13 protein-coding genes and 1 pseudogene are annotated in these 11,849 nt (G+C 72.4%); 8 read left to right on the top strand and 6 right to left on the bottom strand.

All coding sequences use genetic code 11. The features are described 5' to 3' along the window. Positions 1-101 precede the first annotated feature (101 nt). A pseudogene (locus tag ACGFNH_RS11035) lies at positions 102-270 on the top strand (ABC transporter ATP-binding protein); the annotation flags it as partial. 33 nt (positions 271-303) lie between these two features. Here ACGFNH_RS11035 and ACGFNH_RS11030 read toward each other — a convergent pair. Next, positions 304-1,143 (bottom strand): transglutaminase-like domain-containing protein, encoded by an 840-nt coding sequence (locus ACGFNH_RS11030; RefSeq protein WP_393652736.1) that lies wholly within the window; start codon positions 1,141-1,143, stop codon positions 304-306. A gap of 17 nt (positions 1,144-1,160) precedes the next feature. Beyond that, positions 1,161-2,189: a GNAT family N-acetyltransferase gene (locus ACGFNH_RS11025; RefSeq protein ID WP_393652735.1), complete on the bottom strand. Its 1,029-nt coding sequence runs from the start codon at positions 2,187-2,189 to the stop codon at positions 1,161-1,163. A 137-nt stretch (positions 2,190-2,326) separates the two neighbouring features. Between ACGFNH_RS11025 and fdxA the strand changes: the two genes are divergently transcribed. Next, the gene (gene fdxA, locus ACGFNH_RS11020) at positions 2,327-2,647 is read left to right on the top strand and encodes a ferredoxin (protein ID WP_018089397.1); all 321 of its coding nucleotides are present in this window, start codon (positions 2,327-2,329) and stop codon (positions 2,645-2,647) included. A 318-nt stretch (positions 2,648-2,965) separates the two neighbouring features. Further along, a complete protein-coding gene (gene dapC / locus ACGFNH_RS11015; protein WP_393652734.1) occupies positions 2,966-4,060 on the top strand; it encodes a succinyldiaminopimelate transaminase in 1,095 nt (364 codons plus the stop codon). Between the two features lie 259 nt (positions 4,061-4,319). Here the strand turns inward: dapC and ACGFNH_RS11010 are convergent, their stop codons facing one another. After that, positions 4,320-4,748, bottom strand: coding sequence for an ATP-binding protein (locus ACGFNH_RS11010; RefSeq protein ID WP_393652733.1), 429 nt, complete (start codon positions 4,746-4,748; stop codon positions 4,320-4,322). A gap of 304 nt (positions 4,749-5,052) precedes the next feature. Then, positions 5,053-6,063, bottom strand: coding sequence for a hypothetical protein (locus ACGFNH_RS11005; protein ID WP_393652732.1), 1,011 nt, complete (start codon positions 6,061-6,063; stop codon positions 5,053-5,055). 20 nt (positions 6,064-6,083) lie between these two features. Between ACGFNH_RS11005 and dapE the strand changes: the two genes are divergently transcribed. After that, positions 6,084-7,154, top strand: a complete 1,071-nt coding sequence (dapE, locus tag ACGFNH_RS11000; RefSeq protein ID WP_393652731.1) for a succinyl-diaminopimelate desuccinylase — start codon at positions 6,084-6,086, stop codon at positions 7,152-7,154. Between the two features lie 211 nt (positions 7,155-7,365). Next, complete coding sequence (locus ACGFNH_RS10995; protein WP_393652934.1) at positions 7,366-8,064, top strand: TIGR00730 family Rossman fold protein; 699 nt, start codon at positions 7,366-7,368, stop codon at positions 8,062-8,064. Between the two features lie 207 nt (positions 8,065-8,271). On the opposite strand, the gene folP is transcribed toward ACGFNH_RS10995, so the two are convergent. After that, on the bottom strand, positions 8,272-9,084 hold the full coding sequence (folP, locus tag ACGFNH_RS10990) for a dihydropteroate synthase (protein WP_393652933.1): 813 nt from the start codon (positions 9,082-9,084) through the stop codon (positions 8,272-8,274). A gap of 204 nt (positions 9,085-9,288) precedes the next feature. Between folP and ACGFNH_RS10985 the strand changes: the two genes are divergently transcribed. Next, a complete protein-coding gene (locus ACGFNH_RS10985) occupies positions 9,289-9,774 on the top strand; it encodes a cell division protein DivIVA (RefSeq protein WP_393652730.1) in 486 nt (161 codons plus the stop codon). Then, positions 9,771-10,364 (top strand): DNA-3-methyladenine glycosylase I, encoded by a 594-nt coding sequence (locus ACGFNH_RS10980; RefSeq protein ID WP_393652729.1) that lies wholly within the window; start codon positions 9,771-9,773, stop codon positions 10,362-10,364. Before ACGFNH_RS10985 ends, ACGFNH_RS10980 begins: the two co-directional genes overlap by 4 nt. 115 nt (positions 10,365-10,479) lie before the next feature. On the opposite strand, the gene ACGFNH_RS10975 is transcribed toward ACGFNH_RS10980, so the two are convergent. Next, positions 10,480-11,280: an enoyl-CoA hydratase/isomerase family protein gene (locus tag ACGFNH_RS10975; RefSeq protein ID WP_393652728.1), complete on the bottom strand. Its 801-nt coding sequence runs from the start codon at positions 11,278-11,280 to the stop codon at positions 10,480-10,482. A gap of 346 nt (positions 11,281-11,626) precedes the next feature. Here ACGFNH_RS10975 and ACGFNH_RS10970 point away from each other — a divergent pair, with 346 nt between their 5' ends. Then, positions 11,627-11,794, top strand: a complete 168-nt coding sequence (locus ACGFNH_RS10970) for a DUF3117 domain-containing protein (protein WP_003966491.1) — start codon at positions 11,627-11,629, stop codon at positions 11,792-11,794. The last annotated feature ends 55 nt before the right edge of the window (positions 11,795-11,849 follow it).

The raw sequence follows: 11,849 nt of genomic DNA, 5'->3' as shown, positions 1-11,849 counted from the left end.
CGCCCTCCGCCCGGTCACGCACCGCGGCATGACATCCGTCATACGGGACGCACGACCGGCGACACCGCCGGGCAAGGCGCCTCCGCGGCCAGGCCTGCACCATGACCGCACCACAACCCCCGCAACCCGCCGTCGTCTTCGACCACGTCGGCAAGTCCTACGGGAACACCCGCGCCGTGACGGGACCTGACCCTGACCCTCCACCCGGGCGAGACCGTCGCCCTCCTCGGCCCCAACGGCGGCCCCAACGGCGCGGGCAAGTCCACCACGGGCTCGCGCGCCGCGATGCCGCGACCGCAGACGTCAGTTGAGCTTCGCCCGCGCGGCGAGCGCCTGGCTCTGCACCGACTCCGCCGCCCCAGGATCCACCGGCGCGATCACCTCCGCGTACGCCTCCAGCTCCACCGCGCCGCGCGTGAAGTCCCCGCGCTCCACGAGCAGTTGCGCCCGTTCGTAGCGCAGCCGCGCAGGATGGCTCGGCAGCAGCAACGACAGTTCCAGAGCCCAGAGCTGGACGTCGGAGCGTTCCGGGCGGGCGACGGCCCATGCCCGGATGTTGTTGAGGATCCGCAGGATGGTCTCCAGCGGGGGCGCGGGTTCCAGCATGCCGGGGGTCAGCGGGGAGCCCGTCGCGCTCGTGACGAGCACCTCCGCGTCCGTACCGCTCATGACGCGGCCCGCGTCGAACGGGTCGGCGAGCACCGGTCCTTCCGGGCCGGCCGGATCGCCGAAGCCGACGACGAAGTGGCCCGGCAGTGCCACCCCGTACACCGGTGCTCCGGCCCGCCGCGCCACCTCCATCCACACCACGGACAGCAGGATCGGCAGTCCGCGCCGCCGGCGCAGTACGTGCGGCAGCAGCGAGGACTCCAGGCGCCGGTAGTCGCCGGGGGTGCCGTGGAAGCCGTGACGCTCACCGAGGAGATCGGCGACGGCCCGCGCCCAGCCGCGCGCGCCGTCGGCGGGGCGGAACGGCATCAGCCCGGCCAGACGGTCGAGTTCGATCTGCGCCTCGTCGAGGGCGGCCTCGCCCGTCTCCGGCTCTGCCTCGGCGGCGACGAGCAGGCAGAGCAGCGCGAGGTCGGGGCGCTCGGTGCGCGCCGCCTCCGCGAACCGCTGCCGCCTGCCGGTGATGTCGTGCATATCTGCCTCGTACCCGCTCAACGGGTGTCACCCTTCGGTCCGCGGAAGTGGTGGTACTGGTGGTGCGTGGTGAAGCCCATGCCGTCGTAGAGCGTCCCGGCCGCGCCGTTGTCCGACTCGACCTGGAGGTACGCCGCCGAGGCGCCCTCCTCCAGTGCCGTACGGGCGAGCGCGGCCATCACGGCGGTGGCGAGTCCCCGGCGGCGCTGCTCCGGGGCGACCTCGATCGCCGCGAACCCGGCCCAGCGCCCGTCGACCACGCACCGCCCGATCGCCGCGGGCGGAGCGCCGTCCTCCGCGCCCGGCACGGTGGCGAACCACACGGAGGGGCCTCCGCCGAGCACCTTCAGCACCTCGTCCGCCGTCTCCTCGAACCGGCGGTAGCGGGAGAGCCACGCCTCGTCGATCTCGCGCGTGAGCACCACGCGCGCGCCCTCCTCGCCGGTGTCCGCCGCAGCGTCGGCGAGGGGTGCGAGGGCGGCGGTGCGGATGAGCGCCGAGACCTCACGGGTCCAGCCGCGGGCGGCGAGTTCGGCGGCTAGTTGCTCCTGCGCCCCGCTCGCACCCGTACTCACCTGGACGTACGCGGGCCGGCCGCGTTCGGCGTACCACGCGGTGATCTCGCCCAGCGCCCGGTCCAGCGGGAGCCCCGGGTCGCCGATCGCCAGGACGGAGTTGGCGCGCCGGGTGAACCCGCCGGCCCAGCGCAGCTCCCAGTCCCCGAGCCGAACGCTCTCGACCGCCGGCCAGCCGCGGGCCGCGACCCGGTCGAGTTCGTCCCAGCGCGCGGCGGGCCCCCGTCTGCGCCGAGGTGCGTCGGGGACGACCTTGCCCGCGACGAGAGCGGATTCCGGGATCCGGACGATCTCCCCGCTCCTGCGTGTGACGGACAGCACACCGCCGTCCCAGGATGTGAGCACGCCGACCGTGTCGCTGAATTTCTCGCCCGGGACCCCAGCTTCCGTCAAGCGTCGCACCGATACCCTTTTGCCCACGTCAGCGCTGGTGATCCGGACTTCGAACCGTCCGCCAGTGGTGAAATCCACAGCTCAGTCAGCCCCTCCTGTTCGTCTCGCGCCCCGGAACGGAGATACTAGGTGCGGGCATCGACGACGCCGCGCTCCCGCGCGCCCATGGCGGAGCCGCGATGGGCCCGCCAGCCCTACCGAGGAGGAACGACAGCGTGACCTACGTCATCGCGCAGCCTTGTGTCGACGTCAAGGACAAGGCGTGCATCGAGGAGTGCCCCGTCGACTGCATCTACGAGGGCTCCCGGTCCTTGTACATCCACCCGGACGAGTGCGTCGACTGCGGGGCGTGCGAACCGGTCTGCCCGGTCGAGGCGATCTTCTACGAGGATGACACTCCGGAGGAGTGGAAGGACTACTACAAGGCCAACGTCGAGTTCTTCGACGAGCTCGGCTCCCCCGGTGGTGCGTCCAAGCTCGGCCTGATCGAGCGCGATCACCCCTTCATCGCCGCGCTGCCGCCGCAGAACCAGTAAGGCTCCCCGGCATCTGCTGGGAGCCCAGGGCCGGCGCAGCGCCGCCTCGGTCCCGTACGGCTCCCGGCCGTACGGGACCGAGGTGTTTGTCCCTCAGGCCCCTCCGGTCCGTCCGCCCCCGCCGGTCCCGCTGGTGCCGTTGGCCCACGCGCAATCCCGCCCGTTCACGTCGGTTCACGTCGGTCCCGTCCGGCACTCCCGCCGCGGAAGCCGGCCGGCGACGGCCCGGCAGCCGTGACCGTACGGCACACCGCGACGGCCCGCCGGACCCGGCCGTTCCGCATCCCGCACCACCGTAGTCCGAGAGAAGTGAGCACCGTGGCCGCAGTCTCCGCCCGCCTCCCCGCCTTCCCGTGGGACCGGCTCGAGCCGTACAAGGCGACCGCCGCCGCCCATCAGGACGGCATCGTGGACCTCTCCGTGGGCACCCCGGTCGACCCGGTCCCCGAGGCGGTCCGGTCCGCGCTCGCCGCCGCGTCCGACAGCCCCGGCTACCCGACCGTCTGGGGCACCCCGCAGCTCCGTGACGCGATCACCGGCTGGGCGCAGCGGCGGCTCGGCGCTCAGGGCCTTGCGCACGCGAACGTGCTGCCGGTGGTCGGCTCGAAGGAGCTGGTCGCCTGGCTGCCGACGCAGCTCGGTCTCGGTTCCGGCAACCGCGTCGCGTACCCGCGGCTGGCCTACCCCACGTACGAGGTGGGCGCGCGGCTGGCCGGCGCCGAACCCGTCGTGTACGACGACCCGGCCGCGCTCGACCCGGCGGGCCTGAAGCTGCTGTGGCTCAACTCGCCCTCGAATCCCACGGGCCGGGTCCTCTCCAAGGACGAGCTGCGGACGGCGGTCGCCTGGGCACGCGAGCACGGGGTGCTGGTCTTCAGCGACGAGTGCTACCTGGAACTGGGCTGGGACAGCGAGCCGGTGTCCGTGCTGCACCCGGACGTCTGCGGGGGCTCGTACGAGGGCATCGTCGCGGTGCACTCGCTCTCGAAGCGCTCCAACCTGGCGGGCTACCGCGCCGCGTTCCTCGTCGGTGACGCGGCGGTGCTCGGTGAACTGCTCCAGATCCGCAAGCACGGCGGGATGATGGTCCCCGCCCCGGTGCAGGCCGCCACGATCGCGGCCCTGGGCGACGACGCGCACGTCGCCGAGCAGCGCGCCCGGTACGCCGCCCGGCGCACGGCCCTGCGCGCGGCCCTGGAGGCGAACGGCTTCCGCATCGAGCACAGCGAGGCGAGCCTCTACCTGTGGGCGACGCGGGACGAGCCGTGCTGGGACACGGTCGGCGATCTGTCGAAGCGCGGGATCCTCGTCGCGCCGGGCGACTTCTACGGTGCGGCGGGGGAGCGGTTCGTGCGGGTGGCGTTCACGGCGACGGATGAGCGGGTGGCGGAGGCGGTCCGCCGCCTCACCTGACCGCCGCCTCAGCCGAGCGCCGCCGTCTCCGAACGCCGTCTCCTCCGGCTCCGCCTGGCCCGACCGAAGCTCAACTCACCGTCCGTGGCGGCACGGTGGCGCCATGACGGCGCCGCGACGCTCGTGGCGTGACGCCCACGCTCACGGGGCGACGCCCGCGAGGGCACGTACGACGGATGCAGACGAAGGGGCCCGGGGAGAGATCGCCTCTCCCCGGGCCCCTTCGCGTACGACTGCGCGTACGACAGTGCCTTGAGCCTCAGCCGCCGAGCGGCAGTCCGCCCTGGAGCGGCAGGCCCTGGGTCGCGGCGCCGCCGGGGAGCGTGCCCTTGGCGGACTTCGTGGCGCCGCTGAGGAGCGGGGCGGAGGAGCCGGTCGCGTCACCCGCCGCCTTCTTCACCGTCGGGACGGCCGCGCCGACCCCGCTCACGGTCTTGCCCGCCTTGGGGAGCTGGGACTTCACGGTCTTGACGCCGGTGTCGCCCGCCTTCGTACCGAGCTTCTCGGTGGCGCCGTCGACGACCGCGTTCGCGTTGGCGCCGTCCAGCTTGGTGAGCCCGCCCGCGACGTTGGGCGTGCTCGCGAGGTCGGCGGCGCTCGCCGTGCCGGCAGCGCCGACGAGGGGAGCGGCGCCCGCTGCGACCAGCAGCGCGGCACGGGCGATCCGACGCGTGAGGGGGAGGGACATGGTGCTCCTTCAGCGGAGAGAGGCTTGCGCTTCTGTCTGGTGGTGCGGTGCCCGCGGTGCGGACGCAGTGACTACCGCGTGAGGAGCGCGAAGGTTGCGGCGCCCGGGAGTAAAGAGTTGGCAACGCGTCGCATTATCCGCTGTGGATAAAAACGGGCAAACGAGGAGCGGGAGTTGGTGCTGATGAATCGTCAATTCTCTTGGTGTGCAAGGGAATTGAGAAGAAAAGGAGAGGGGGCGCGGCGCGCTGTCCTGCCCTGCGGAGAAAGCGAGATCCCGTACCGCTTTCGAGTGCCCGCTCGCACTATTGCGCGGTACGGATGAGGACCGCGTCCGCACTCCGGGATTTCTCCGCGTCGGATTTTCCGTCCGCCGTGTGCCAGCCCTTTCCGGATTCACGTGCCGTCCAGATCCGGCCTGCATAGGAGACCTGAGCGATGCGCAGCTCGGAGGAGTGGGCCACCGCCCAGTGGGCCAGCTCCCAGCCGCGCCGCTCGGATCCGCCCCCTCTCACCGCGGCGCCGACCGGTACGGCGATCACCGGGTCTGCACCCGCCCGGCTCGTCCCGCGGCCCGACCCGCCCCGCGGCTCCGCAGCCGCCGCCTCCGCGCCGGGCAGCACACCGGCGCCGAACTCCCGGACGAGCTCGGCCCGCACCCGCGCCGGGTTGCCGGGGCGCTCGGCGTCCGAGGCCGTCGTACAGGTGAAGGCCGCCGCCGCGCGCCCCGTCAGCGCCGAGGAGAGCAGGACGGCGTCCGGCTCGTGCTTGGCGTACGCCCTCGGGTAGCCGCTGCGCTGCACCCGCTGCGCGGCCTCGGTCAGCGGCAGCGATGCGTAACCGTCCACCTTCACCAGGTGGTCGTAGAACTTCCCGGCCGCGTAGACGGGGTCCCGGATCTGCCGCGTGTCGCCCCAGCCCTGCGAGGGCCGCTGCTGGAAGAGCCCGAGCGAGTCCCGGTCGCCGTAGTCGATGTTGCGCAGGCCCGACTCCTGCATGGCCGTGGCGAGGGCGATGGTGATCGCCCGCTCGGGGAGGCGGCGCGAGGAGCCCACGGCCTCGATCGTCGCCGCGTTGTCCGCCTGCTCGGGCTCCATACGGTAGGTGCCGCCGTCCTCGCCCGGGCCCCTGACGACGCAGTGCGGTGCGCCCGGTCCGCCGGTGGAGAACTGCACGATCAGATAGCCCGCCAACGCCAGCAGAACAGCACACGCCGCGCCGATACGGATGAGGCGTGAGCGACGGGCGGTTGAGGTCGGCTCGGACACGTGCCCACGGTACCGGCAGGGAACTTCCCGCGCCGTGACGAGCGACATCGACGGGCTATGGTCGGCGCATGGATCAACCCACCCTCGACCTGTCCGTGGACGCCGCCGCCCTGACCGCTCAGCTCGTCGACTTCCGCTCCGAGAGCGGCGACGAGAAGGCGCTCGCCGACGCGATCGAGTCCGAGCTGCGCATGCTGCCGCACCTGACCGTCGACCGGGACGGGAACGCGATCGTGGCCCGTACGGACCTCGGGCGCACGGAGCGCGTCCTGCTCGCGGGTCACATCGACACCGTGCCCATCGCGCACAACGTCCCCTCGCGGCTCGACGCGCACGGTGTCCTGTGGGGCTGCGGCACCTCCGACATGAAGTCCGGCGTCGCGGTCCAGCTCAGGGTGGCCGCCACCGTCCCCGAGCCCAATCGCGACCTCACGTTCGTCTTCTACGACAACGAGGAGGTCGCGGCCGAGCTCAACGGCCTGAAGCGGCTCGCCGAGAACCACCCGGACTGGCTCACCGCCGACTTCGCCGTCCTGCTGGAGCCCACCGACACCAAGGTCGAGGGCGGCTGCCAGGGCACCCTGCGGGCCCGCGTCGAGACCACCGGCCGCCGTGCCCACTCCGCGCGGAGCTGGCTCGGCGAGAACGCCATCCACAAGGCAGCACCCGTCCTCGCCCGTCTCGCCGCCTACGAGCCGCGGAACGTGGACATCGACGGCCTCACCTACCGCGAGGGCCTGAACGCGGTGATGGTCGACGGCGGCCACGCGGGCAACGTCATCCCCGACTCCTGCGCCGTGACCGTCAACTTCCGCTTCGCGCCCGACCGCAGCGAGGAGGAGGCACTCGCCCACGTCCAGGAGGTCTTCGAGGGCTACACGGTCGTCCTCACCGACTCGGCCCCCGGTGCCCTGCCCGGTCTGTCCGACCCGGCCGCCGCGGCGTTCGTCGAGGCCATCGGCACGGAACCGGCGCCGAAGTACGGCTGGACCGATGTGGCCCGCTTCTCCGGGCTCGGCGTGCCCGCGGTGAACTACGGGCCCGGCGACCCCAAGCTCGCCCACACCCGCGAGGAGCATGTGGCGACCGCCGCCGTACTCGAAGCGGAAAACAAGCTGCGCGCCTGGCTGACCAGCTGAGTTCCGCAGGACGTCACCTCCGGGTGCGTACCCTGCACTGAACGACCTCGCCCGGGGCGAGGGCACGATGCGGAGGGAGCACACCATGAACAACGCCGAGGGAGCCCGAGAGGCCCGCGAGCAGGATGCTCTCCAGCAGAAGGCGCGGAACGAGCAGCAGGACCAGCGCGAGCAGCAGGCCGCGTGGCACGAGCAGCGCCTCGGTCCCGTCATGCGCCGCCGCGGCCAGATGCAGCCCACCACGACGGACCAGCGGCTGCTGGACACCCAGGGCCCATCCGACTGGGTGCACCAGGATCCCTGGCGCGTCATGCGGATCCAGTCGGAGTTCGTCGAGGGGTTCGGCGCGCTCGCCGAACTGGGGCCCGCCATCAGCGTGTTCGGCTCCGCCCGCACCCCGGAGGACTCGCCCGACTACGCGGCCGGGGTGCGCCTGGGCAAGGCCCTGGTGGGCGCCGGATTCGGGGTGATCACCGGCGGCGGCCCGGGCGCCATGGAGGCGGCGAACCGCGGGGCCTGCGAGGCCGGCGGCGTCTCCGTAGGCCTCGGCATCGAGCTGCCGTACGAGCAGGGGTTCAACCGCTTCGTCGACATCGGCGTGAACTTCCGCTACTTCTTCGTCCGCAAGACGATGTTCGTGAAGTACGCGCAGGGCTTCATCGTGCTGCCGGGCGGCTTCGGCACGCTGGACGAGCTGTTCGAGGCGCTGACGCTCGTCCAGACCCAGAAGGTGACGCGGTTCCCGATCGTGCTGTTCGGCACGGAGTACTGGAAGGGCCTGGTCGACTGGGTGCGCGGGACCGTGATCGCCGAGGGCAAGGCGTCGGGGAAGGACCTGGAGCTCTTCCACCTCACCGACGACATCGACGAGGCCGTCACGCTGGTGACCAAGGAGTCCGGGGCCCTCTGAGGCCCGGGCTCCGCCGCGAGCCCGGCCAGCCGAGGCGGAGCCTGCCGGGGCGCACCCGTCATGGGGCCGGCGCCCGACGGGAGGCTGAGCCCGTCCCGCAGCTGGTGCCCGTTCTCGGAGCCGTCGCCCGACGCGGAGCCGGCGACCTGCCCGCGGTCGGCGACCTCTCCCCGCAGGCGGCGACCTGTCCCGCAGGCGGCGCCGGTCTCAGGCGAGACCCCGGCGGGCGACCGCCGGGGGCCGGTGGCCCTGGATCGAGGCGACCATGTCGAGCACCTGCCGGGTCTCGGCCACCTCGTGCACCCGGTAGACCCGCGCACCGAGCCAGGCCGAGACCGCGGTGGTCGCGAGCGTGCCCGTCAGCCGCTCCTTGACGGGGCGGTCGAGGGTCTCGCCCACGAAGTCCTTGTTCGACAGCGACACCAGTACCGGCCAGCCGGTCGCCGTCATCTCCCCGAGCCTGCGCGTCGCCTCCAGCGAATGCCGGGTGTTCTTGCCGAAGTCGTGCCCGGGGTCGATGAGGATGCCGTCGCTGCGCACACCCAGCCCGGCCGCGCGCTCGGCGAGTGCGGTCGTGACCCGGAGGATGTCCGCCACCACGTCGTCGTAGCGGATCCGGTGCGGACGCGTGCGCGGCTTCACACCGCCCGCGTGTGTGCAGACCAGGCCCGCGCCGTGGCGGGCGGCGACCTCGGCGAGCTTCGGGTCCACGCCGCCCCAGGCGTCGTTGAGCAGATCCGCGCCCGCATCGCAGGCCGCCTCGCCGACCTCGTGGCGCCAGGTGTCGATGCTGATCACCACGTCCGGGTGGCGCTTGCGGACCTCGGCGACGAAGCCGACCGTACGGCGCGTCTCCTCGTCGACGGACACGTCGTCGCCCGGGCCCGCCTTGACCCCGCCGATGTCGATGATCGCCGCGCCTTCGGACACCGCCTGCTCGACGCGCGCGAGCGCGGGCTCGTCGCGAAAGGTCGAGCCCTGGTCGTAGAAGGAGTCCGGAGTCCGGTTGACGATCGCCATGATCACCGGTTCGTGCTCACCGAACTCGCGCGTCCCCAGCCGCAGCACCACGCGTCAACCTCCTCGGGCCGCCCGACGCTCGGGACCGGCCCGCGAGAGACCCTAACGCCTGCCCCGGCACGTCGCCCGGCAGGACCGCGGGGCCGGTCGGCGTGGCACGATCGTCCCTACAGGTTCAATACGGATTGCTCCGGGGAGATCGTCGTGTTCTGGTTCCTGCTCATCGCGCTGGTCGCGGTGGTCGCCACGGTCACGCTCGTCGTGGTCGGGGGTGACGACGGGGTGGCGCTGCCCGAGGCGGAGCCCGACCGGCTCGACGACACCCTGCCCAAGGACCGGCCCGTCGCGCGGGCCGACCTGGAGGTGCTGCGCCTGCCGACGACCGTCCGCGGCTACCGCATGACGAGCGTCGACGACGTCCTCGGCCGCCTCGGCGCCGAACTGGCCGAGCGGGACGCGCGGATCGCCGAGCTGGAGGCCGCGCTCGCCGGGGTCCAGGCGTCCGCGATGGGCGGCAACTCGCTGCTGAAGGACCACGACGGGGGCGACGAGTACGGCGGGTACGGCAGCGCGGGCGGCTACGGCGCGCGCGGCGGCCACGACGAGTACGGGCACGACGAGTACGGCCGCTTCGACGGCGGCGGCCCGACGCGCGACGAGCGCCGCGGCGACGAGGGGAACCACGCATGAGCGCGCCGTCCGGTGCCGTCGCGGGTCCCGACGGCCGACTGCGCTGCCCCTGGGGTCTGTCGGCCGAGGACTACGTGCCCTACCACGACACCGAATGGGGCCGTCCGCTGCACGGGGACGACGAGCTCTTCGAGCGGCTGTGCCTGGAGGCGTTCCAGTCCGGTCTGTCCTGGCTGACGATCCTGCGCCGCCGCGAGGGCTTCCGCACCGCCTTCAAGGGCTTCTCCATCCCCGCCGTCGCCGCCTTCACCGAGGCCGACGCCGAGCGGCTGCTCGGTGACACCTCGATCATCCGCAACCGCGCGAAGATCGAGGCGTCGATCGCCAACGCACGGATCGCCGCCGAACTCGGCGCGGGCGAACTCGACGCCCTGATCTGGTCGTACGCCCCCGACCCGGCGCAGCGCCCCGCGCCCCGCACGCTCGCGGACGTCCCCGCGACCACGCCCGAGTCCACGGCGCTGTCCAAGGACCTCAAGAAGCGCGGCTTCCGCTTCGTCGGACCGACCACGGCCTACGCACTGATGCAGGCCTGCGGTCTGGTCGACGATCATCTGGTGGACTGCGTCGCGCGGGGCGCCCGCGCCTGAGATGCGCAGGGGCCTCCGTACGCCCTCCGTACGCACGGTCCCCTCCGCGCGGGCCTCTCAAAGCCCCACGCGAAGGGCTCCCGCAGAAGCGGGAGCCCCTTCGGCAGCCGGGAGTTCAGCGCCCCAGGTAGACCGGCTTCTCCTTCTTCACGAACGCCTCCACCGCGATCCGGTGGTCCTCCGACGCTCCGGCCAGCGTCTGGAGTTCGTCCTCCTTCTCCAGCGTCTCGCTCAGCGAGTGCGCGGCACCGTGGGCGAGCGAGGCCTTGATCGCGGCGTACGCGGCGGTCGGCCCCTCGGCCAGGCGGCGCGCGATGGCGGTGGCCTCGGCGACGAGGTCGTCCGCCGGCACCAGCTTGTTGACGATGCCCAGCTCCAGGGCTTCCTGGGCGGGTACGTTGCGCGGGAAGAGGAGCAGGTCCGCCGCCCGGCCCGCGCCGATCAGCCGCGGCAGGGTCCACGAGACACCGGAGTCGGCGGTCAGGGCGACCCCGGCGAAGGAGGTGTTGAACGCGGCGGTGTCCGCGACCACGCGGTAGTCCGCGGCGAACGCGAAGCCCGCTCCTGCGCCGGCCGCCACCCCGTTGACCCCGGCCACGACGGGCTTCGGCATCTCCGTGATCGCCTTGACGATGGGGTTGTAGTGCTCGCGCACGGTGGTCATCGTGTCGCCGGTACCGGTCTCATGAGCCGTTGCCAGCAGGCCGATGTGCTCCTTGAGGTCCTGGCCGACGCAGAACGCACGGCCCGTCCCGATGAGGAGGACGGCTCGCACGGCCGGGTCGTCCGCGGCCTGCCGCAGGCTGTCGCGGAGGGCGACCTTGGTGTCGATGTTCAGTGCGTTCATGGCGTCCGGACGGTTCAGCGTGATCGTCGCGAGCCCGTCGGTCACCTCGTACAGCACGGTGTCGGCCATGGAGTGGTCCCCTTCGTAGTGGTGGTGCCGCCCTCTGCGGCTCGGGCGGCCTACGTCGTGAGCGGTCGGTCACCCACAGCATGGCGGAGATCGTCGGCGCCGGACATGTGACCTGCGTCAAACCGACCGGGTCGTGCGTGGGGCGAGGGGGCGCGAAGTATCGCAGCTCGATCGCCGAATTGAGTGGTTTTGTGAAAGCGCGTTGCAGAAGGGATGCATACCGATGTTGGTCATCGGGTCCTGCGATGCGGGATAATGGCCTGGAAGCAATGTGTTCGATGCCGGTGACGCTGCCTGTCATGGGGCCGTCGGCTGAGATGAGCTGGTTTCAGGAAGGGGAACGAGCATGGCGGCCATGAAGCCGCGGACGGGTGACGGCCCGCTCGAGGTGACCAAGGAGGGGCGGGGCATCGTCATGCGCGTTCCGCTCGAAGGCGGCGGTCGGCTCGTCGTCGAGCTGACACCGGACGAGGCCGACGCGCTCGGCGACGCCCTGAAGAAGGTCGTCGGCTAGGGCACAGGGCCACACCACTTCCGCTGCCCCGGCGGACGCCGCGCAAACGCTCGCG

The sequence above is a fragment of the Streptomyces sp. NPDC048639 genome (assembly GCF_043199075.1).
Lineage (GTDB): Bacteria > Actinomycetota > Actinomycetes > Streptomycetales > Streptomycetaceae > Streptomyces.
This window is presented reverse-complemented; position numbering and strand designations above follow the sequence as displayed.

Coding starts and splice junctions, on each gene's coding strand:
- ACGFNH_RS10995 (WP_393652934.1), top strand. CDS start 7,366: ATGCGCCGCCGCGGCCAGATGCAGCCCACCACGACGGACCAGCGGCTG.
- ACGFNH_RS10980 (WP_393652729.1), top strand. CDS start 9,771: ATGAGCGCGCCGTCCGGTGCCGTCGCGGGTCCCGACGGCCGACTGCGC.
- ACGFNH_RS11010 (WP_393652733.1), bottom strand. CDS start 4,748: ATGTCCCTCCCCCTCACGCGTCGGATCGCCCGTGCCGCGCTGCTGGTC.
- folP (WP_393652933.1), bottom strand. CDS start 9,084: ATGGCGATCGTCAACCGGACTCCGGACTCCTTCTACGACCAGGGCTCG.
- dapE (WP_393652731.1), top strand. CDS start 6,084: ATGGATCAACCCACCCTCGACCTGTCCGTGGACGCCGCCGCCCTGACC.
- ACGFNH_RS11005 (WP_393652732.1), bottom strand. CDS start 6,063: ATGTCGCTCGTCACGGCGCGGGAAGTTCCCTGCCGGTACCGTGGGCAC.
- ACGFNH_RS10970 (WP_003966491.1), top strand. CDS start 11,627: ATGGCGGCCATGAAGCCGCGGACGGGTGACGGCCCGCTCGAGGTGACC.
- ACGFNH_RS10975 (WP_393652728.1), bottom strand. CDS start 11,280: ATGGCCGACACCGTGCTGTACGAGGTGACCGACGGGCTCGCGACGATC.
- ACGFNH_RS11030 (WP_393652736.1), bottom strand. CDS start 1,143: ATGCACGACATCACCGGCAGGCGGCAGCGGTTCGCGGAGGCGGCGCGC.